This is a genomic window from Streptomyces sp. NPDC051315 (assembly GCF_044455165.1).
GTDB lineage: Bacteria > Actinomycetota > Actinomycetes > Streptomycetales > Streptomycetaceae > Streptomyces.
On the sequence record NZ_JBITEN010000026.1, the window covers coordinates 47,100 to 67,493 of the forward strand.

At 70.8% G+C, this 20,394-nt stretch carries 17 protein-coding genes and 1 pseudogene; 6 read left to right on the forward strand and 12 right to left on the reverse strand.

Annotation, left to right across the window (positions count from 1 at the left end; genetic code table 11):
- Positions 1-295: 295 nt before the first annotated feature.
- Positions 296-775 (reverse strand): annotated as a pseudogene (locus ACIBBD_RS35170) (response regulator); the annotation flags it as partial.
- Between the two features lie 1,198 nt (positions 776-1,973).
- On the opposite strand from ACIBBD_RS35170, the gene ACIBBD_RS35175 reads away from it, so the two are divergent.
- From ACIBBD_RS35175 to ACIBBD_RS35190, 4 genes are all read left to right on the forward strand, one after another.
- Entirely contained in the window at positions 1,974-2,123 is a 150-nt protein-coding gene (locus tag ACIBBD_RS35175; protein WP_399423636.1) for a hypothetical protein, read from the forward strand.
- 151 nt (positions 2,124-2,274) lie between these two features.
- A complete protein-coding gene (locus ACIBBD_RS35180; protein ID WP_399423637.1) occupies positions 2,275-3,498 on the forward strand; it encodes an oxygenase MpaB family protein in 1,224 nt (407 codons plus the stop codon).
- Between the two features lie 156 nt (positions 3,499-3,654).
- Positions 3,655-5,961, forward strand: a complete 2,307-nt coding sequence (locus ACIBBD_RS35185; protein WP_399423638.1) for a molybdopterin cofactor-binding domain-containing protein — start codon at positions 3,655-3,657, stop codon at positions 5,959-5,961.
- A 15-nt stretch (positions 5,962-5,976) separates the two neighbouring features.
- Positions 5,977-6,453: a (2Fe-2S)-binding protein gene (locus ACIBBD_RS35190; protein WP_399423639.1), complete on the forward strand. Its 477-nt coding sequence runs from the start codon at positions 5,977-5,979 to the stop codon at positions 6,451-6,453.
- On the opposite strand, the gene ACIBBD_RS35195 is transcribed toward ACIBBD_RS35190, so the two are convergent.
- The 3 genes from ACIBBD_RS35195 to ACIBBD_RS35205 form a co-directional block, all read right to left on the reverse strand.
- Positions 6,405-6,866, reverse strand: coding sequence for a hypothetical protein (locus tag ACIBBD_RS35195; protein WP_399423640.1), 462 nt, complete (start codon positions 6,864-6,866; stop codon positions 6,405-6,407). The two genes, ACIBBD_RS35190 and ACIBBD_RS35195, sit on opposite strands and share 49 nt — an antisense overlap.
- A gap of 80 nt (positions 6,867-6,946) precedes the next feature.
- Positions 6,947-8,575, reverse strand: a complete 1,629-nt coding sequence (locus ACIBBD_RS35200) for a carboxylesterase/lipase family protein (RefSeq protein ID WP_399423641.1) — start codon at positions 8,573-8,575, stop codon at positions 6,947-6,949.
- A 105-nt stretch (positions 8,576-8,680) separates the two neighbouring features.
- Positions 8,681-10,375 carry a carboxylesterase/lipase family protein gene (locus tag ACIBBD_RS35205; RefSeq protein WP_399423642.1) on the reverse strand — a complete coding sequence of 565 codons (1,695 nt, stop codon included), beginning with the start codon at positions 10,373-10,375 and terminating at the stop codon, positions 8,681-8,683.
- Positions 10,376-12,178: 1,803 nt separating this feature from the next.
- Here ACIBBD_RS35205 and ACIBBD_RS35210 point away from each other — a divergent pair.
- A complete protein-coding gene (locus ACIBBD_RS35210) occupies positions 12,179-13,576 on the forward strand; it encodes an alpha/beta hydrolase-fold protein (protein ID WP_399423643.1) in 1,398 nt (465 codons plus the stop codon).
- 359 nt (positions 13,577-13,935) lie between these two features.
- Here ACIBBD_RS35210 and ACIBBD_RS35215 read toward each other — a convergent pair whose 3' ends face one another.
- Entirely contained in the window at positions 13,936-14,175 is a 240-nt protein-coding gene (locus ACIBBD_RS35215) for a hypothetical protein (RefSeq protein WP_399423644.1), read from the reverse strand.
- A 115-nt stretch (positions 14,176-14,290) separates the two neighbouring features.
- A complete protein-coding gene (locus ACIBBD_RS35220) occupies positions 14,291-14,869 on the reverse strand; it encodes a TetR/AcrR family transcriptional regulator (protein ID WP_399423645.1) in 579 nt (192 codons plus the stop codon).
- 183 nt (positions 14,870-15,052) lie between these two features.
- Here ACIBBD_RS35220 and ACIBBD_RS35225 point away from each other — a divergent pair, with 183 nt between their 5' ends.
- Positions 15,053-15,847, forward strand: a complete 795-nt coding sequence (locus tag ACIBBD_RS35225; RefSeq protein ID WP_399423646.1) for an SDR family NAD(P)-dependent oxidoreductase — start codon at positions 15,053-15,055, stop codon at positions 15,845-15,847.
- A gap of 23 nt (positions 15,848-15,870) precedes the next feature.
- Here the strand turns inward: ACIBBD_RS35225 and ACIBBD_RS35230 are convergent, their stop codons facing one another.
- The 6 genes from ACIBBD_RS35230 to ACIBBD_RS35255 all read right to left on the reverse strand — a co-directional run bounded on the left by ACIBBD_RS35230 (position 15,871) and on the right by ACIBBD_RS35255 (position 20,322).
- Complete coding sequence (locus tag ACIBBD_RS35230; RefSeq protein ID WP_399423647.1) at positions 15,871-16,776, reverse strand: LysR family transcriptional regulator; 906 nt, start codon at positions 16,774-16,776, stop codon at positions 15,871-15,873.
- Positions 16,777-16,902: 126 nt separating this feature from the next.
- The gene (locus ACIBBD_RS35235; RefSeq protein ID WP_399423648.1) at positions 16,903-17,496 is read right to left on the reverse strand and encodes an antibiotic biosynthesis monooxygenase; all 594 of its coding nucleotides are present in this window, start codon (positions 17,494-17,496) and stop codon (positions 16,903-16,905) included.
- A gap of 127 nt (positions 17,497-17,623) precedes the next feature.
- Complete coding sequence (locus tag ACIBBD_RS35240) at positions 17,624-17,977, reverse strand: nuclear transport factor 2 family protein (protein WP_399423649.1); 354 nt, start codon at positions 17,975-17,977, stop codon at positions 17,624-17,626.
- A gap of 37 nt (positions 17,978-18,014) precedes the next feature.
- Positions 18,015-19,034, reverse strand: a complete 1,020-nt coding sequence (locus ACIBBD_RS35245) for a YncE family protein (RefSeq protein ID WP_399423650.1) — start codon at positions 19,032-19,034, stop codon at positions 18,015-18,017.
- Positions 19,031-19,513, reverse strand: coding sequence for a VOC family protein (locus ACIBBD_RS35250; protein WP_399423651.1), 483 nt, complete (start codon positions 19,511-19,513; stop codon positions 19,031-19,033). The genes ACIBBD_RS35245 and ACIBBD_RS35250 overlap by 4 nt, the downstream gene beginning before the upstream one ends.
- A 122-nt stretch (positions 19,514-19,635) precedes the next feature.
- Entirely contained in the window at positions 19,636-20,322 is a 687-nt protein-coding gene (locus ACIBBD_RS35255) for a type 1 glutamine amidotransferase domain-containing protein (RefSeq protein ID WP_399423652.1), read from the reverse strand.
- Between the last annotated feature and the right edge of the window lie 72 nt (positions 20,323-20,394).

Genomic DNA, 20,394 nt, shown 5'->3' on the forward strand with positions numbered 1-20,394 from the left:
CACGGTGAAGCCGAGGCCGAAGAGGACGAGGGCGGTCGTGAGGATCCACTGCGTGCCGCCGCGCGCAGCCGCCGTCAGGGTGTCTGCGCCCGCGAGGGCTGTGGCCCAGCGGAGGCTCGAGTGGATGCCCTCCGGGCCGGCCCTGGCGACGACGAGGCCGCTGATAGGACTGGCTCCACGCACCCTGCTCTCCGGCCGCCGTGGACACTCTGGCGGTGTGCGGCGGCCGCCCGAAGCAAGTCGGCCCGCTGCCGACGGTCCCCAAAGCGTGGCAGTGGGCCTGGTCGTGGGCCGTTTCCAGCAGCTGCCATTCGGTGGGGGTGAGGCGGATTTCGCCGGCTGCGGTGGTGACGCGTTTGGCGGCGAGGTCGATGGTGAAGGCCGCGGTGGTGATCAGGGGCTGTTCGTCGGCGGGGGTGGCGCGGCGTAGGGCGGCGCGGATGCGGGCGAGGAGTTCGCCCATTCCGAAGGGTTTGGTGACGTAGTCGTGGGCGCCTGCGTCCAGGGCGTTGATCTTGGCGGCTTCGTCGTGGCGGGCGGACAGGACGATGATCGGGGCGGTGGACCAGCCGCGAAGGCTCTCGACGATGTTGATGCCGTCGAGGTCGGGCAGGCCGAGGTCGATGACGGCCAGGTCGGGGGCGGCGGTGGCGGCGCCCTGCAGGGCGGTGGTGGCGTCGGGGGCGGCGTCGGTGTGGTAGACGCGGGCGGTCAGAGCGACGGTCAGGGCGCGCGGCGGGTGGGGGTCGTCGTCGACGATGAGGATGCGGGTCATGGTGCTGTGGGGATGGTGAGGGTCATGGTCAGGCTGCCGCCGGGGGTGACAGTGCCATTCATGGCTTCAGTGAAGCCGCGGGCAATGGCCAGGCCCAGGCCGAGGCCGTGACGGGTGGTGTGATCGTCCAGGCGCTGGAAGGGGGCGGAGTGGACACAACCCGGGACCGGCCGTCCGGCGAGGGACCGGGTTCCGCCGAACACCGCGGCCCGGCCATCGGCTGAACTGACGGGTGGGCCGTTCACGTCAACATGCTGAACTCGAACATGCCGAACTCGACGGAGAAGCCGTCACCGACCGCGCCCGCCAAGCGCGCCACGTCCGCCGTCGCGGACGGCCCATCCCCGAGCGTCAGACCTGCTCGCAGGCGACATCGAGCGGGACTGTGACCACCCAGCGCCCTGGTCGGCACCGTCGGCGGCGCCGGCGACGCGACGCCGAGCAGCGACGGGGAGTGCGGCGGGGTCCTCGACGGCCGAATGATCGGGCTCCACGATCCGCCCCCTGATTCTGTGAAGCCTCTGGCGTTCACCTCTCGTTTGTGCTCTCCTGGCGATACAAAGAACAGAGTCATGTTTCACCGTATCAATGAGAGCCGCACAGCTACCCGACTCGAGGAGGAGTTGGCGGCAATGGACGGACGCAGCAACCGCACGATGTCGGTCGCGGGCGGGGAGTCAGGGGCCTCCGGGGCGCCGAGCACGGCCTCCCCGCCGACCTGCGGGGCCTCATGGACAGGGCGCGGCAGCTGCCCTCGCGGGCAGACCGGGACGAGCTCGACACCAGCCAGTCCAGGGGCATGTACCTCGATGAGCACCGCCATCCCCCGGGAGGCGCGCTGCGCGTACTACTCCAAGGGCGGCGCCGGCATCGCCAGGACCGGCCTGCTGCGCCTCGCCGTCGGGGACCTGAACGCCTGCCGTCCCGACGGCAAGGTCGTTGTGGAGGCCGTCAAGACCCCGGCTGGTGCACGCGCCCGTGCGGCACCCGCTGCCGCGGTCTCCCGGCTGGTCCCACACCAGCGCGGCCGGACGCCCCATCAGCCAGGCGTGCACGCCGGCCACCTGGCACAGCCCGACCCCCTGCACCATGCGGAAGCCGCGCGAGTGGAAGGTGCCGGTCTCCGCGGCCGAATGGCGGGCCGTCGCCGACCGGGACGGCATTCCGCACGAGTTGTTCCGGGAGGAGGTGAAAGCCGGTGGCCTTCCGCACGGAGCCGGCCCCGCTGCCGTTCGTACCGCCGCTCGCCTGGACGATCGACGAGGCTGCCCGGCGGTACATCCTCTTCCACCTCACCGAGGGCCAGGGCGCGCGCGTCGAGATCCGCGACACCGACCGGCCCGCCTGACGCACGGCGACGACCACGACGCAGGCGACGTCCGAGCGACCGCACCCGGTCGAGGAAACCGTGCGCCTGGGTCCTCCCCGGCGCACGCGTCGTCAGCGCTGATCGATCACGGTTCCATCGACAGCAAGAACTCGAGGAGGAGTTCACGACAATGGACGGTCTCAGCAGGCGCAGAATGTTGATCACGGGCGGGGCGCTGGGCGCGCTCGGCGCGCTCGGCGCGGCCTCGCCCGCCCAGGCGCGCCCCCTGTGGACGTGGGCGCCGAGCGGTTCGGTGGCAGGAAGCGGAGCGGGCCTCGACCCGGAATGGGTGTGGGACGACGAGGCCGATCCCGTGCTCGCCGCCGTGATCGACCGGGGCGACGTGCCCAAGGTGAACGAGCTGCTGCGGCAGTGGACCCGCAACGACCAGCCGCTGCCGGACGGGCTCCCCGCGGATCTGCGGGACTTCATGGAGAAGGCGCGCCGGATGCCCTCCTGGGCCGATCCGGGCAAGCTCCGGGCGGCGGCCCGCTTCACGACGAAGAAGGGCATCTACACCGGCGCCCTGTACGGACTGGGCAGCGGCCTGATGAGCACCGCCATCCCCCGGGAGGCGCGCGCCGTCTACTACTCCAAGGGTGGTGCGGACATGAAGGACCGCATCGCCAAGACCGCCAAGCTCGGGTACGACGTCGGGGACCTGGACGCCTACCAGCCGCAGGGTTCCATGATCGTCACCGCCGTGAAGACCCGGCTGGTGCACGCGGCCGTGCGGCACCTGCTGCCGCAGTCTCCCGGCTGGTCCCACACCAGCGGCGGCCAGACCATCCCGATCAGCCAGGCCGACATGATGGTCACCTGGCACAGCCTGCCCACGTTTGTCATGCGCAAGCTAAAGGACTGGCGGGTGCCGATCTCGGCCGCGGAGTCGGACGGCTTCCTGCACGTGTGGCAGGTGACCGCGCACATGATGGGCATCCTGGACGAGTACATCCCCGCCTCCTGGGACGAGGCCGATGCCCAGTCCAGGCAGGTTCTCGACCCGGTCCTGGCCTCCAGCCCCGAGGGCGTCGAACTGACCGACGTGCTCCTCGACATCGTCGCCGAACTCGACGCCGGCCTGACCCGGCCGCTGATCAACGCCTTCTCCCGCTACACGGTCGGCGACCGGATCGGCGACCTGATCGGGCTGGACGAGGAGCCGTTCTGGCAGCCGCTGATCAGCGCCGCCTGGCCCCTGCTGGTGGCCTTCCGTGAGGGCCTGATCCCGCTGCCGATCGTGCCCGCGGCCGCCTGGACCGTGGAGGAGGCCATCCGCAAGTTCGTCCTGCTCTTCCTGTCGGAGGGACGGGGCATCCACCTGGAGATCCCCGACGCCAACCGCCCGTCCTGACCCACGCCCGCCCGGCGCGCGGGGTCGCGTCTCCCCCGGCGCGGCCCCGCGCGCCCCCGCACCCGGGCCCCGTGCGGGTGACCGCGGCACCCCGTCCCCCGGCGTCCGCGACTCGACGGAGCCGGGGACCGGCATCCAGTACTGGGAAGGAACCACATGGCAGAACGTGATCATTCGGTCCGGCCGGGTGCCGACCCGCGCGCCCTCGACCGGCGTCGGTTCCTCGGCTACGTGCTGGCCGCCACGACTCTGACGACCGCCGCCGAACTCGTCCCCGCATCGCCCGCCCGGGCCGGCGTCCCCTCACCCGACGTCACGCGTCTGCTCGACCTCAACGACGTCATGACCGCGGCGGCCGCGCCGACGTCCGCGCTGATCACGGTCGAGGTCGCCACGGACGGCACCGTGTCCTTCGCACTCCCCAGGACCGAGGTGGGGCAGGGCATCACCACCTCGACGGCCATGCTGATCGCCGAGGAACTGGACGTGCCCGTCGAACGGGTGCGCGTCACGCTGGCCGACGCTCGACCGGAGCTGGTGTTCAACCAGCTCACCGGCGGGTCGAACACGACCGTGTCGACCTTCGTCCCGGTCCGGGTCGCCGCAGCCGCAGCCCGGAGCCGGTTGCTGGAGGCCGCGGCGCACAGCTGGGGAACGGACGTCACCGAACTGGCCTTGAAGGCGGGCGTGATCACCGGCCCCGGCGGCCGGAACGCGGACATCGGGACCTTCGCCGCGGAAGCGGCGAGCATGCGGACGCGACAGGTCGCCGTCCGACTGAAGTCCAGCGCGGAGTTCACCGTCATCGGCAAGCCCCACCACCGCATCGACGCCCTCGCCGCCGTCACCGGACGCAAGACCTTCACGATGGATCTCGACGTCCCCGGCGCCCTGCCGACCATGGTGTGCCGCCCTCCGACCATCAACGGCAGGGTCGGGACCGTGGCCAACACGGGCGAGGTACGCGCGATGCCGGGCGTCACCGATGTCGCCGTGGTCTCCACCGGCGTGGCGGTGCGCGCGCGGACCTTCGGTCAGTGCATCGACGCCGTCCGCGCCCTGCGCGTGTCGTGGAAGGCCGGGAGCGCGGAAGGCAAGTCCGACGCGTCCGTGCTGGAGGAACTCCGGGCCGCGGGGATTCCCCTGGGTCCGCCACCGCTCACCCCGAGCGTGGAGGGCAGGTTCACCTTCGCCTTCCGCAGCAACAGCGCACTGGAACCGAACTGCGCGATAGCCGACGTGCGGCCCGACCGCGCCGAGATCTGGTCGAGTCTGAAGGCGCCGATCGTCGCCAAGGAAGCGATCGCCGCCAGGCTGAGACTGCCGCTCGGCGCGGTCACGGTGCACGTCACCGAAGGCGGCGGCTCCTTCGGCCGGAAACTCTTCTTCGACGCCGCGCTGGAGGCCGTCGAGATCTCGCGCGCGATCGGCAAGCCGGTGAAACTCATGTGGCACCGCGCCGACGACGCCCGCCAGGGCCGCACCCACCCCATGGCAACCTCCCGCGTGCGCATCGCCTACCTCGGCGACACGGTGCTCAGCTACCGGCAGCGGCACACCAGCGTGGCCACCGACCTCGGTCATGGGCTCGGCGAGATCTTCACCGCCCTGGCGGCGCAGCTGCCGGTCGGCGACATCGGGTTCTCCGAGACCTTCTTCCAGCTCTCCCAGTCGATGCCCTACGAGTTCGGCGTCAACAGCCGCCTGCTGAGCGAGACCGACCACAGTTTCAACACCGGCAGCATGCGCAACGTCTACTCACCAGACGCCACCTGCGCCCGGGAACTCCTCGTCGACCAGCTCGCCGGGAGGATGGGCAAGGACCCCTTCCGGTTCCGCCGCGACTTCCTCCGTGACGAGCGCTCCCGAGCAGTGCTGGAAAGGGCCGCCGAGGCCGGCGACTGGGGCCGGCCCCTGCCGGACGGCATGGCCCAGGGCATCGCGTTCCACTCCGAGTACCACGCCGTCAACGCGGTACTGGTGGAGATCGACTGCCGCCCGGAGACCGTCGGCCGCCCGATCCGCGACGGCGTGGCCGGACCGCGTGTCACCAAGGCCGTGTGCGTCGTAGACGTCGGCCTCGCGGTCAACCCGCGCGGTCTGGAGGCGCAGATGATGGGCTGCGTCATGGACGGCATCGCCCTGGCCCTGACCTCCAGCCTGCACCTGCGCGACGGGTACTTCCTGGAAGCGAGCTGGGACAACTACTTCTACACCCGGCAGTGGAACACCCCGCCCGAGCTGGAGATCGTCGTCATGCCGACCACCACCGGGGAGCCCGGAGGGGCCGGGGAGCTGGGCGTCGCCGCTTCGATGGCCGCTGTCGCCTGCGCGTACGGCCGCGCCACGGGAGCCATGCCCACCAGCTTCCCGATCAACCACGGCACGCTCTCCTTCGAGCCCAAGCCCACCGTCCCGCCCGTTCCCCCCTCCCCCACCGATGGCCTGGACCATGTCCGCTGAGAATCCGGAGCCCCCGTGCCCGAGCACACATTCCGCCTCAACGGCGAACAGGTGACCGTCGACGTCCCCGATGACGTGCGCCTCTTGTGGGTGCTGCGCGACATCCTCGGCGTCACCGGACCCAAGTACGGATGCGGCATCAACGTCTGCAAGGCGTGCACCAGCCACCTCAACGGCAAAGCGGTCAACCCCTGCGCGGTTCCCGTGGGCGACCTCCGGCCGACCGACGAGGTCACCACGATCGAAGGGCTCGCGGACACGGTGGGCCAGGACCTGCACCCGATGCAGCGGGCCTGGATCGACCAGGACGTGGCCCAGTGCGGCTACTGCCAGCCCGGCCAGATCATGGCCGCCGTCGCACTCGTCCGTCACGTGGCGGACGAAGGCCGCGACATCACCGACGCCGACCTCGACAGCATCCGCAACATCTGCCGCTGCGGCACCTACTTCCGCATCCGAGCAGCCATCAGAAGCGGCGCCGAGAACATGTGAGGAGCAGATGGACGGCGGCTCACAGCAGCTCCGCGGCCCTCCACCGCGGGTTCGTGTTCCTGTGCACCCGCACCGCCAGGTGGCCCTTCGGCGGCACGGTGGCGAAACCCAGTTGCGGACCGCTCGACGATCACGACGCTCCCGGCATGGTCGTTGCCCAGCGGGGTGGTACGGCTCGCGATGCCGTCGAGTCCGTCGGCGCGGACGTCACCGGTGTGCCCGTCGGGCGTGCGGTGGATGCCGGCGTCGATGACGGTGGCGCCGGGTTCGACGTGTTCGGCGCCTACGAGGTCGCGGACGCCGGTGGCTGCCACGACGCCGTCGACGGACCGGGTGTCGGCGGCGAGGTCGTGGGCGACGGTCACCGTCACGCCCCGGGGCGCGGCAGCGCGGCCGAGGAGACCGCCGGGCATCTGCCGTGGCCACTGCGCCCGCACGGCCGCCCGCCCGCGGGAGCGGGACGGCCGGCCGTGCGGTCAACGCGCGGGATGACTCATACCGCGGGACTGACGTCGTCCCACAGAGCGCAGTGGTGTGCGTCGTCGATCTGCGCGTGGGTCACGCGGTGGGCGGTGGGTGCCTGGAACTGGAGCATGTCCCCCTGGGAGGTGTACCGGGGCCACGAGGGCGCCAGCCGCACGTTCGGGTCGCCGTCCTCGGTGAAGCTCCCCCAGTAGCTGATCATCTGGTCGGAGAGCTGGACCTGCTCGGAGCTGAACGGCAGGGCGGTGCCGAGGTAGTCCCACAGGTAGCCGAGGTCGTTGACGTGGGTGGCGCCGAACGGATAGTCGGTGCCGAGCCGCCAGATCGAGGTGAAGGCCGGCCCGTCCTTCTCCGCGAACTCGTAGGCGTACATCCTGGTGTCGGCCGCCAGGCGCTCGCGCAGCGTCTGGTCGCGGCAGGCGCGCTGGTCGCTCTGGATGGTGCCCCAGGCCACCGTGGGTGACCAGTACTCGTCCACCGGGTAGGCGGCCTCGACCAGGTCCGCGCCCTGCGGGTACGTCCGCTCGATCAGGTCGCCGACCTGGGCGGCGGTGAGTGGGTTGCCCCGGTAGTCGTACTGGCCGAAGACGCTCTGCTGGGACTCGTCGGAGGTACCGCCGACGACGACCGGCAGGTCGGTCAGCCTCTCCGCCTTGAGCAGGGCGAGCGGGTCCGCGGGCAGGACGGCGGTGCCGTAGACCGAGGAGTTCTGGGAGACCTTCTGCTGGGCCGCGAGGATGTCCGCGGGACTCTTGGCACGCAGGCAGACGAGTTGGCCGGTGCCGACGGGGCAGTTCAACTCGGCGGCGAAGCGGTCACCGCTGTCGGCGGCCTCGGTCTGGGAGCGGGCTGGGGCGTTGCAGCCGCCGCTCTGCAGGATCACCCGGTCGAAGAGGCCCTTGGCGCTCGGTGAGGCGAGCTGGGTGCAGGTGTTGCGGGCGCCGGCGGACTGGCCGGCGAGGGTGACGTTGCCGGGGTCGCCGCCGAAGGCCCGGATGTTCTGCTGGACCCAGCGCAGCGCGGCCTGCTGGTCGAGGAGGCCGTAGTTGCCGGCCGCGCCGTCCTTGTTGTCGCGGTTCAGCTGGTCGGTGTAGAGCCAGCCCATGGCGCCCAGGCGGTAGTTGAGCGTGACGAAGACGGCGTCCTGGCGGGTGACGAACTTGGCGGGGTCGGTGTCCCTGCCCGCTCCGCCGGTGTTGCCGCCTCCGTGGTTCCACACGAACACGGGCAGGTTCTTCTTGGCGCCCGAGGGCCGGTAGACGTTGAGGTACAGGCAGTCCTCGGTCAGTGTCGGCTTGTCGTACCCGGGGTCCCAGCCGGTGCCCTGGACGCAGGAACCGCCGAACTCGGTGGCGTCCCGTACGCCGTTCCACTTCGCGGCCGGCTGTGGCGCCTTCCAGCGCAGGGCGCCGACCGGCGGCTTGGCGTAGGGGATGCCCTTGAACGAGGTGACCATCGACGCCGCCTCGCCGCGCACCCTGCCCTGCGCGGTGCTGACCACCGGGCTCCCGCCCGGGTAGGACGCCGCCTCGCCGGCGGTGGCCCCGGCGCCCGCCTGGGCCGTGGCGGTGAGCGCGGTCGCCGCCGCGACCGCGGCCGACACCCCCGTCACCAGGAACGTTCTCAGTCTGGTTCGCATGCGTTACCTGCCTCCTTGTCGCCGGGGCGGGGCCGGACAACGGACTGCCGCGACTCGGCCGCCCCGGGCGGCTCTCGTGGTACGGGGTGGATCGCCGGGTCCGGGTCAGTACTCCTTCGTCTGCGACTCCAGGTAGCCGCGCAGAAGGGCGTACTTGGCCTCGTTGCCGGCGGCCGGAAGGGGCCCGAAGCGGTCGCCGAGCTCCATGGTCTGCGGCTTGCCGGGGCGCAGGGCGGGCCAGGCGGGTGAGGCGCCGCGGCCGTGTCCGTTGGGGTTGCCCGTGGCGGCGAAGTCGGCCACGTAGGTGGTGGTGAGGTCCGCGAGCGCGTGGTCCTCCTCGGTCCAGGGGCGGCCCGCGCCCTCGAGGTTGCCGAAGAGGTAGTACATCTCGGCGCCGTGATAGGCGCCGAGGGTCGCCGCGTCACCGCGGGTCATGATCGGGTTGCCGGTGTCGGCGCCCGGTGGCACGCGGGACCACCAGTAGTTCCACACCGGGCTGCGGTTGCCGGCCGTCTCCTTGAACAGCGTGCCCCACAGGAAGGTGGAGACGCGTTCCTCGTCCCGGGCGTAGTCGTTGTACGACGCGACCGCCTCGGCGTCGGTGGCCGCCGGATAGAGCGACAGGAACTCCTGTGCGCGGTCGCCGAAGGTGGTCGTGGCGAACTGCCGGTACTGCGCCACCGTCATGGCGAGCGAGGGGGAGGCGCCGTTCTCGTCCTTGTTGTTGCCGGTGAGGACAGGTACGTCGATCTCGGCGCCGGAGGTCATCGCGGCTCCGTACGTGGTGGGCAGCACGTACCCGTCGAGGATGTTGCCGCCGGTGGCGGGGGCGCCGGCCGCGTTGGACCAGGACACGATCGCGTCCGCGCTCAGGGCGCGCAGCCCGGCCAGTGAATCGGCGCCCGCGAACCGCTGGAACGCCAGGCCGTTGGCCTCCGCGACGTCCAGGGTCTTGTAGCCGCCCGCCACCCGCCCCAGGGCCGGATCCTTCGGGTACTGCACGCCGGCGCAGAGAATGGCGCGCTGGTACAGGCCCCGTGCCAGGCGGGAGATCATGAGGATGTTGACGAGCGAGGCGCCATGGGACCAGCCGGCGAGCGTCACCCGTTCGGGGTCCCCGCCGAAGGCGGCGATGTTGCGTCTGACCCACTTCAGCGCCGCAACCGTGTCCATGGCGCCCCAGTTGCCGGACGCGCCGTGCCCGGACTCCGCGCTCAGCTCGGGATGCGCCAGGTTGCCGAAGGCCCCGACCCGGTGGTTGAAGGTGACGAAGATCAGGCCCTTGCTCGCCAGGCGGGACCCGTCGTACACCGGCTGCTGGGTCCACATCGACGTCCTGGCCCCGCCGTATACCCAGACGACCACCGGGCGGCGCTCGCGTGAGGAGGAGGCGCCGGTCCAGATGTCGAGGTTGAGGCAGTCCTCGCTGAACTCGGGCAGTTCGGCCCAGGCGGGCGTGTCCGTCGTGGGCTGGGGGCACGCAGGTCCCCAGGCGTCGGCCCTGCGAACGCCCTTCCAGGAGGGGGCGGGCCGCGGCGGTCGCCAGCGGTTGCGGCCTGCGGTGGAGGCCGCGAAGGGGATGCCCTGGTAGACGGTGACGCCGGGCAGGGCGGCTCGGACGCCGGTCACCAGACCGGACTGGGTGCGCACCGGGGTCTGCGGACGGCTGCGCGTGGCTCTGAAAGCCGTGGTGGGGGAAGCGGTGGCGGGGGAAGCGGTGGCGGGCTGTACGCCGCCGACGAGCGCCGCACCGGCGGTGACGGCGGCCGCGCGGCCGAGGAAGCCGCGCCTGTCGGACACCGCTGCCTCGGAACCCGCGCGAGAGGCTTCGTTCGAGGTCACAGGGAGTCTCCATCGGTGGAGGGCCGGATGTTCCGCGTCGGCACCGCCTCGTACGGCCCCGGATCGGGTCGCTTCATGCTGTTGGACCACGACAGAGCCATCAAGAGATATGACCGCATCTACGGTTCCCTTCGTGGAAGCTAAGTGTGCGGAGGCGGAGGTTTGAGGACTCCTCAGAGGGCCGGGCGCGTCACCATGACGTTGCCCCTGTCCCTGCCCCTCCCCCACGAGGTGTCGGTGGCCGGGAGGGTGACGGACAGTCGACTCCGGTACGGACCGGGCAGGGATCACCTTCTTCCGGTGCGGGCGGTCGGTGGAGGCGGCGGGCCGGCCCGCCCCGTGGGCTCAGCCGGTGCTGGGGTTGTGGAGCCTGTCACCGCTGTAGACGGCGGTCACGGTCGTGCCGGACCACGTGGACGCGTCACCGTGGAGAACGGCATGGCCGTCGCTGGGCTTGACGGGGTTGCCTGGACCAGGCGATCTCGGTCTCGCCACTGCCGTGGCTGAGGACCAGCACCGGGTACGGCGTGGAGCGGTTCGGGCGGTAGCCGGGCGGGGTGTGGACGGCCAGCCGGTGGTCCCGTTGGCGGAGTCGGTCGTGGGGTAGTTCGAGTACACGCGGGGACAGACACGACCGGCGCGGGTGGCTGTCCGTGGACTGCGGGCACCGACAGGAGGGGCGGGCGGGACCGTTCACCTCTTGCCGCTATCGAAGGTGCGGAATGTCGTCGGAAGCCGGGCCGCCGACTGGGCTGAGTCTTGAGCACTGCCCTTGAGCAGCACGATCCCGGCGAACCGGCTGCCCAAGTGGTGGACGGAAATACGGAGTTGGGTTCGGAGGTCGAACGAGTACGGCGTCGAGCGTCGTATTTGTAGCCCCTCCGAAATCAACATGTCAACGGATCGAGCACCGCTCCGAGTCAAGGTCGACGAAATCGTTGACATACGTAAGGGGCGGACTTACGTTCGCTGAGCCCCGGCCGCCGGCCCACCCGACCACGGCCCGGACCCGCCCGCCCGAGGACTCAGCCGGTTCCCGGTGGCCCTCAGCCGTGTGACGGAACGACAGCCGCCACCCGTCGCAGCACGAAGGGACAGTCATGCAACGCAGAACGATGTGCCCGGGGGCGATCCTGAGGGGAATCGGTGTCACGGCTGGAGCCGGCGGCAGGCTGTCCCACCACCGCCGGCGCCCGCGCGTCCCCGGTGGTCCGGCCGGCCGGCGCACGTACGCCGCGCTCCCTCGTCTTCGACACGGACGCCTGCACGCTCAGACGCCGGCCTTGACGAACCCGATGCACTCCATCCGACGACGTCACTCCGGACGGACCCCGCACTGGTGGATCCGACTGGGCACCAGCGGCCCCCACACTTCGCTGACCGTCGCCGGCGACCTCGGCGTATTCCTCGTCCAACTCGGCGACACGTGAACTCCGCCATGTGCTGGGACGCGGCCCCGCCACCAACCGGGACCCGGCCGCCTTCCCGCGCCGGGTCGCCGAGGTGACCGGTCAACGGGCCACGGTCCGATGACATCGCCCGTACGGGACGGCACGGCCCGCGGCACCGCTGCGGCCGCCGTCTTCACCGCGGCGTGCTGCCGGGCCGCACCGGCCTCCACGGCCGCGGCGCGTGCGGTCAGCGACGGCCCCACGCCGACGATCCGACACCCCGGTAGGGGCGAGGAGCAGCAGCCCTCATCCGCATCGGGCGCCCACGGCGCCACCCACCTCACTCAGACAGGAACGATGTCTCGTGTCCATGACCAGACGGGAAGTCGCCCGCGCGGTGGCCGCCACCGTGAGCACCGCATCACTCGCGGGCGCCGCACTCGGCGCCTCGCCCGCCTCCGCGGCGGAGAACCGTGGCAGCGCCTCGGAGGAGAGGTCCCGCAAGGAGCCGGGGCCTGTGGTGCGGCACACCGGCAGGGGACCCACCGGCTACGAGGTCACCTTCCGCTTCCGCGCTCCGACCGCCGAACGTGTCCAGCTCAAGGGCGAGTGGTACTTCGCACGGCCGAGTGAGCTGGCCGAACGCCTCACCGGCCCCGATCACCTCGCGCAGACCCAGGGCCTCATGCCCCACCAGTGGCGGCCCGGTGACGTCCCCGCCGCTCACCCCAACTCGACGAGCCCTGTGTGGCCGGTCGTCGACATGGCCAGGGGCCGCGACGGGGTGTGGACCTACACCACACCGCTGCCGGGCGGTGTCTACACGTACGGCTTCTTCGTCGACGCGCAGGCCGACTCCGCGACGACGGCCGGGCAGCTGCCCGACCCGTGCAACCCGGCCTGGAACGTCACGGACGGTGTCGCCGACGGCAGGGCCGTCGACCGCAGCCAGATTTACGTCCCCTCCGATCCGGAGTTCAGCGCGGCCGATCTCTCCTGGCAGGGACCCACCCGCGGGACACGCGGAAAACTGCGCCACGTCACCTACGCGTCGCCCGGACACCTCACGCCCGCCGACACCAACCACCTCGTGGTCTACACCCCGCCCGGCTACGACCCGAAGCGCACCGAGCCCTATCCGACGCTCTACCTCAGCCACGGCGGAGGGGAGAACGAGATGGGCTGGAGCACCCAGGGCGACCTGGCCAACATCATGGACAACCTCATCAACTCCGGTGAGGTACAGCCGATGGTCGTCGTCATGCCGAACGCGACCGGCTACGCGAGTTCGTCCGCGGACCAGCAGGCGCACCGCACCGATCTGATCGACAGGGTGTTCCCCTGGGTCGAGGAGCACTACAACGTGTCGTCCTCGGCAGCCGACAGGGCCTACACCGGACTGTCCGCGGGCGGCATGCGCACGGCCTACCTACTCCTCCACAACACGGAACAGTTCGGTTACTACGGCATCATGAGCGCGGGTCTGCCCCCGAACACCACATTCACGGGCGAGCAGATCGTCGCCATGAAGCAGGCGTCGGTCTACATCGGCTGCGGCTGGCAGGACCCCATCAACGCCGGTTTCTCAACGCTCCACCGGGGGCCCTTCCGCGCCGTTAGGGACCTCACCGAGGCCGGCGTCCACGTCCAGAGCGACTTCATCGACGGCGGACACTCGTGGCACGTCTGGCGCATCCTGTTGAAGGACTTCCTGACGCGCGTGGCCTTCCTGCCACCGACCACCGCTCCCACCACCTGGGGGGTCTGAAACGCCCGGACCGCCTCCCCGTCTTGGCATTCCGCTGAGCGGCGTGGGACCGGCATCGGCGATGCTCTCGCCGCAGCCTGGCGCCCCACACGCCAGGGGTCGAGTGGGCCGCGCGCATCCTCGGCCGCGACCTGCAGATCGTCCGCGAGGACCCTGACCAGCACGGCTGCCAGGTCCGCCCGAGCGGTGGGCGGTAGAGCGTACGTTCTCGTGGCTCACCGCCCACCGGCGCCTGACCCGGAAACCACGAGACCAGTCACCACATCGTGCTGAAGGAGCGTCCTGTCCCAGCGGGAGCGTTCGGCAACTGTCCGGTTCCGGGTCAGGGAGCCTGGACTCTGTGTGGCTGGTGTCGGCGGTCAGTCGCACGTGGTGGCCGGGGCGTCGTGGGTGATCGCGCAGATCATGGTGTCCTCGCTGATCAGAGGCCACGGGCCGCTGTCGCGTTCCTCGGTGCGGATGACCGGGATCGGGTGCATCTTCGAGCGGGCGACCGCGTCCTTGAGGATCCTCAGGGCGGGAAGAACATGGCCCTCGGGCTCGTCTTCCTCATCACCCGGTACCAGATCGTCCGGGCCGTCTTCCTCGTCCTCCGCCACGTCGTCTGGGGCATGCGCAAAGAGCTCGGCCGCGGACAGGGCCCGTCCCTCGGGCGCGCCGCATGTCCCGCAAGATCACTCCCACATGACCGGAGTGGTGACCGTCGTCATCCGGTTACAGAGGTGCGGGCAGCCGCGTGTCGAGGAGCTGTTCCGCCAGCTGGATCATGTGGTCGCCCGGGGTGTCGGTTGCCAGGGCAGCCGCGAGGACTTGGGCGCCGTCGAGGATGACCAGGAGCTTGCCGGCGGTGTCGTCGGGGTTCGCGTCGCCTGCTTCGCGGAGCTGTTCGCTGAGCCAGGACTGCACCTCGTTCTTGTGGGCAACGGCCGCGGCGTGGGCGGGATGGTCCGCGTCGGGGAACTCGCTGGTGATGTTCAGTGTGGCGCAGCCGCGGTAGCCGGGCGTGGCCATGTCCTGCCGGGTGAGGTCGAACAGGGCTTTGACGCGGGCGCGGGGGCTGGGTGCTGCTGCTGCCGCCTCGCGGAGGCGCTGCCACCAGTGCTCGTTTCGACTGACCAGGTAGGCGGTGACCAGATCGTCCTTGTTGGCGAACTGGCGGTACAGAGTCGCGTTCGCGACACCTGCCGTGCCGATCACCAGGTCCATGCCGACGGCGCGGACGCCGCGCGAGTAGAACAGGTCGCCGGCTACGTCCAGGATGTGCCGTCGCGTCTCCTCGGCCGGTCGTCGCACCTTGAGTCTCCTCTTCGGGTGAGCGGGAGTGAACCGACTCCATTATGAGACGGATCGTTCTCTTCATCAAGCGCTTGACAGGAGAGAACGATCCGTCTCATCCTCGGAGAGAACGATCCGTCTCATCGGATGGTTGCCGGGCGCCACCAGTTCACGGCGCCGCACTACCCCAAGGGAAGACTCATGCACATCGACTTCACCGGCCGTACCGCCCTGGTCACCGGCTCGACGCTGGGCATCGGCCTGGCCATCGCGGAAGCCTTCGCCCGGGCGGGGGCCCGCACCGTCCTCAACGGGCGCGACGAGGCCCGGCTCAAGGCGGCCGCCGACGGCATCCGAGCCCGGGTGCCGGGTGCGGACATCGTCACCGTCGCCGCCGACGTCTCCACCGCCGAGGGCGCGCAGGCTCTGCTGGAGGCGGTGCCGGAGGTTGACGTCCTGGTCAACAACACCGGCATCTTCGCCTCCACCCCGGTGCTGGAGATCGAGGACGAGGAATGGCGTCGCTTCTTCGAGGTCAACGTCCTCAGCGGTGTCCGGCTTGCGCGCCAGTACATGCCGGGGATGATGGAGCGCGGGTTCGGCCGCATCGTGTTCGTCTCAAGTGAGACGGCCATCGACACACCGCTCGACATGGTCCACTACGGCATGACCAAGACCGCCCTGCTGGCGGTGGCCAGCGGCCTGGCCAAGGCCGCCGCCGGCACCGGCGTCACCGTCAACTCCGTGCTTCCGGGCCCGACCCACACGGAAGGCATCGAGGAGTACATCACCGCCCTCATCCCCGAGGCGGAGACGTTCGATGCCGCGCAGCGCGAGTTCATCGCCCGGTTCCGGCCGACGTCGCTGATCCAGCGGCTCATCCAGCCGTCCGAGGTCGCCGATCTGATCCTGTTCACCAGTTCCGACCGCGCCTCGGCGACCACCGGCGCGGCACTGAAGGTCGAAGGGGGCACCCTCACCTCCCTCACGCCGTGACGTAGATCCGGCGCCACCTCCGCTCAGAGCCCTTCCCATCGGGCTGCCGCGTCAGTGAGCCGCTCGCGCACGACGGTGAGGGCCGGGTTGGCCGGCCCGCCGCGGCGCACCGCGAGGTAGATGGTGTTGAGCGGAGGCGCCTCGGGGCGGTGGAGCAGGATGACACGGCCTGCGGCCAGGGCGGGCTCGGCCAGGTAGCGCGGCAGGGCGGAGATCCCGGCGCCCGCTTCGACGGCCGCCAGCACCGCGCGCAGGTCGGGGACGACGAGGGCGACGGGATTGGCCGGGCGATGGCCGAACTCGCTGCGCCAGTAGCGGCGCAGGATCGGCAGTTCCTCTCCGTAGGCGACCAGCGGCAGTGCGGCCAGGGCGTCGGCCGGTGCGGTGCGCAGCCGGTCGGCGTCCACGGTGCGGGCCATGGACGGCGGGCCGACGAGGAGGAACTCCTCATCGACGAGCGGGACGGCGAAGAGCTCCTGGTGTGTGGGCCGGATGGCGGAGACGACCAAGTCGAGTCGGTCGGCGGCCAAATCGTTCAGGAGATCCTGGGCCAGGCCGAATGCCGCACGCAGGTACAGTCCGCGGCCGGTGAGCGGGGCGAGCGCGGGCAGCACCCGGAGGGTCATGATCTCGGCCGCGCCACCGATGCGTACCGATCCGCGCAGAGCCGGCTCTGCCTCCGAGGAGCCCAAGGCGTCACGGAGGCCGTCCAGATGCAGGCTCACGCGGGACGCGAGGGCCGCAGCGCGCGGCGTGGGGGTGACACCCTTGCGGGAGCGGACGAACAGCTGCTCCCCGATCTCCTCTTCCAGCCGGGCGAGCTGGCCGGTGACGGCGGGCTGTGTCACGCCCAGCCTGTGAGCGGCTGCGGAGAGGGAGCCTGCCCGGTAGATCTCCAGGAATGTGGCCAGCAGGTCCAGGCTCGGCACGCGTTCTTCCTTCTTCCGTTGTCCGGGACGCCCGCCACCCGGTACGTGCGGTGCGGCAGCTCAGTGTAGGGATGACGTCCCGCTGCCAGGGGTGGGTGCGGGCTGGCGTGGTGGGGGTTGTTCTCGTCAGCGGCCTGCGCCGGGATAGAGCCAGTTACGCAGGAGCCTGCTGAGGCGGGGCATGATCAGGAAGGTCAGCAGCGGGGCCGCCACGAGAGGAAAGGCCAGCGCGCGCAGGGGCAGGGGCCAGTCGGTGAGGTGCGGGCTGAGGAGCCAGTTGATACCGAAGGCCACGGGGTAGGCGCCCAGCATCGTCACCAGCGTCGCTTTCCACTTCGGAGGCGCCTTGACCGGTTGCTCGGGCAGGCTGAACCAGGTCTCGGTTCCCGTGATCTGGGCGGGCGATTCGGACACTTCGTGAGCGATGCCGTGGACCCGCCGGAGCCATTGCTGACGCTCGGGCAGCCGGACCCACTGCGTGAGACGTTCTTCGTCGGTGAAGCGAAGGACGCTGTGGTAGATCCCCCGGCCTGCAGGAGGGCGCAACCACGTCACACCGTCGTGGCCGCAGAACTGCCGTGCGTGAGATGCGATCTCGTGGGTGAGGCTTTCGAACCGCGCCTCTTTGCCCGGGTCGACGGCCCAGCTGATGACGAGCGTGACGCCTCGCGGCTCCGGGGCCGCGGGCGTCGGGGGCGGGGAGGCCGGTCGTTGCGTCATCAGACCGTCCTTCCGGTACGTCAGGAGGATGCGGTTCGCTCGTGCGCGCTCCGCACCCGTGTGTGCGTGGTGTGGCTGGTGGACCGGCTGTCCCCTCGTCGGCGCCGGCCGCCGGGCTGAACGGCTGTCAGGTCGTCGGGCCGGTCAGCAGGGTGTAGCGGACGGTCTGAGCGCGGATGAGACCGTCGCGGAAGACGAAGGTGTCCACGCCGTCCTCGACGCGCGCTGCGCCCGCTGTCGCCGCCCATTCGAGGAACAGGACATCTCCTGCGAAGATCGGACTCTTGGGATTCCACTCGGCATCGGGGAGATCGGCCAGGACGGCTCCAATGCCGTGCTTGACACCGTCGCGTCCGTGCAGAACCCCGGCCGGAGTGACGAAGACGGCGTCGGGTGTGAAGTTTGCAGCGATCGCGTCGAGGTCGCCGGAGTCGAGGGCCCTGACGTGGTCGCGGAACGTCTCCTGGGGGCTGCGTGTCATCGAAGCGTGCTCCGTTCAGTGAAAGCTGCGAGGCAGGTCAGGGGAGGTAGGCGATGCCATGGGCGCCTTGGGTGGTGTCGGGATCGCCCGGGTCGATGTCCAGGATGGCGGTGACGACGCCATCGGCGAGGTCGACGACGTGCACGGTCCCCGAGCGGAGGTTGGCAACGAACCCGCGGTCGCCCTCCGGGGTGGTGCGGATCGTGATCGGGACCTGGCCGACGGGCGCCGTAACCAGCGGGGCGAGAGCGTCCGGGGACAGGACCGTCAGCTGGCCGTCCCTGGGCGCTCCCCCGGAGCCGGTGGGTGCAAGGCCGATCAGGACGCGACCGTCCGCGGCAACGTGCACCGGGCATCCCGGAGCGGCCAGGGGTTCGCGTGCGACGACACGGTCGGCGGCGGTGTCGATGACGAGCAGCGTAGGCGGGGCGGAGGCGTCCGCGTGCAGTGCCATGCCGGCCGCGTAGGCGCGGTGGCCGTCAGGCGATACCGCGACCTCCTCGGTCCCGTACGGTGCGGGGATCCGCCCGGTCGGGGTCTGTTCGGCGAGGTCGATCACGGAGATGAACGGGTCGGCCTTGTTGGTCGCGTAGCCCTTTGCACCATCCGGCGTGATCGCGAACCAGTGGGGGCCCCGAGCGCCGACCTCGATCCGGCCGACCTGCTTGCGGGTGGCGGTGTCGATCACCGCGATCGCGCCGCCGCCGACGGGCCCGGCTTCGACGGTCGCGTACAGCAGGCCGCGGTCCTGGTCGAGGGCGAGGCCGTGGGGTGCCACCTCCGGTGCGAGCGACACCACCTCCAGAACCTTGCGCTGGTGAGGGTCCACGACGGAGATCTCGTGGGCCTTCTCCCCCGGATCGGTGTAGACACCGGAGCGGTAGGTGTGCGAGACGTACAGGACGCCGGCCGCCTCGTCGACGGCGATCTCGTGCGGCTGGGCCAGGACGGGAAGGTCCCCCAGGGGCTCATAGGTCAGGCCGTCGAAGAAGCGCAGCGCCTCTCCGGTGGAGGTGACCACGGCCAGGACAGGCCGCGCGTGCCGTGCGCCGTTCATCGCCGGCTGCCCTCGCCGGTCTGTCGGTCGATGAACTCGATCACCTCGTCGTTCGGACCGTAGACGAAGGCGGCCTGGAAGCTCATCGGGTCCGGGGCGTCGGTGGTGATCTTCATGGGGCCGGCAAACGGGCGGGCTCCGGCGGCAAGCGCGCGGTCCCAGAGGGCGGGGACGTCGTCCGTACGGATGGCGAAGTGGACCAGCGCGGCCACGCGGCCACGCTCGGCATCGGTGGGTCGGTGTGCGGGAGCGAGGGGCTGCGACGAGCCACCGGGTGGGGTGGAGCCGGCGTCGAACAGCTCGATGAGACGGTCGTCACCGGCGTCGAGGAACACGACGCGGGTTGCGCCGCCGCCGAGGGTCCACTCTCGGACGAAGCGGAAGCCGAGCCCCTCGGTGTAGAAGGCGACGGAGGCGTCCAGGTCGTAGGCGCGGATGGCGATGTGGTCGAGGCCCTGGTTGAGGGTGGGGGTGGTCACGGGCTTCTCTCTTTCGTCCAAGCGGATCTGGCGCTGGGTGCGCTGTGCTGGTGGGGCTGATCCGATGGCCGGGGGCGACGGGCTTGGCCCGGTGGCCCCGGCCATCGGATCAGCTCGCGGGTTCAGGCGGCGAGGGCCTTGAGGACGGACTCGGCCGTGGCCGTGCTCGACTGCGGGTTCTGGCCCGTGATGAGGTTGCCGTCGACGACGACCGTGTTGCTCCAGGCCGCGCCCGTGCGCGGGATCGCTCCTCGCTCCCGCAGACGGGACTCGACGAAGAACGGCGTGTTCTCACCGAGGCCGCCCTGGCGCTCCTCCTCATCCGTGAACGCCGTCAGGTCACGGCCGGCGAACGTGAAGCTGCCGTCGGCCTTGGCCGCGCTCAGCAGACCGGCGACGCCGTGGCACAGGGCGGCCACGATCGTGCCCTGGGCGTCGGCCTCGTTCAGCAGCCGGCCGAGGTCGGCGTCCTGAGCGAGATCGGCCATCGGGGCATGCCCGCCCGGGATGTAGATCGCGTCGTAGTCGCCGACGACAACGTCGGACAGGGCCAGCGGTGTGGCGAGTTCGCCCGCGATGCCGGCGAGGTACGCCTGGAATTCCTCCGCGTCCGCTGCGGAGACGCCGCCCTGCTCGCTGAGGCTGAGCGCGTCGACGGTGGGCTTCGCACCGCCCGGGGTGGCGATGGCCACCTCCGCACCGGCGGCCTTCAGGACGCGGTGGGAGGCAGCGACCTCCTCGGCCCAGTAGCCGGTGGGATGCGTGGAGCCGTCAGCCAGCTGCAGGGTGGTGGCGGCTGAGATCACCATAAGGATTTTCGACATGGATGTGCCTGGCCTTGTCGTGGGAAACGGGAATGTCACGCGGTGAGCCGTGTGCCG

What these genes read in the sequence shown, in the direction of transcription:
- ACIBBD_RS35180 (WP_399423637.1), top strand. Translation starts at nt 2,275, where the DNA reads ATGGACGGTCTCAGCAGGCGCAGAATGTTGATCACGGGCGGGGCGCTG.
- ACIBBD_RS35185 (WP_399423638.1), top strand. Translation starts at nt 3,655, where the DNA reads ATGGCAGAACGTGATCATTCGGTCCGGCCGGGTGCCGACCCGCGCGCC.
- ACIBBD_RS35195 (WP_399423640.1), bottom strand. Translation starts at nt 6,866, where the DNA reads ATGCCCGGCGGTCTCCTCGGCCGCGCTGCCGCGCCCCGGGGCGTGACG.
- ACIBBD_RS35200 (WP_399423641.1), bottom strand. Translation starts at nt 8,575, where the DNA reads ATGCGAACCAGACTGAGAACGTTCCTGGTGACGGGGGTGTCGGCCGCG.
- ACIBBD_RS35210 (WP_399423643.1), top strand. Translation starts at nt 12,179, where the DNA reads ATGACCAGACGGGAAGTCGCCCGCGCGGTGGCCGCCACCGTGAGCACC.
- ACIBBD_RS35225 (WP_399423646.1), top strand. Translation starts at nt 15,053, where the DNA reads ATGCACATCGACTTCACCGGCCGTACCGCCCTGGTCACCGGCTCGACG.
- ACIBBD_RS35235 (WP_399423648.1), bottom strand. Translation starts at nt 17,496, where the DNA reads ATGACGCAACGACCGGCCTCCCCGCCCCCGACGCCCGCGGCCCCGGAG.
- ACIBBD_RS35240 (WP_399423649.1), bottom strand. Translation starts at nt 17,977, where the DNA reads ATGACACGCAGCCCCCAGGAGACGTTCCGCGACCACGTCAGGGCCCTC.
- ACIBBD_RS35245 (WP_399423650.1), bottom strand. Translation starts at nt 19,034, where the DNA reads ATGAACGGCGCACGGCACGCGCGGCCTGTCCTGGCCGTGGTCACCTCC.
- ACIBBD_RS35255 (WP_399423652.1), bottom strand. Translation starts at nt 20,322, where the DNA reads ATGGTGATCTCAGCCGCCACCACCCTGCAGCTGGCTGACGGCTCCACG.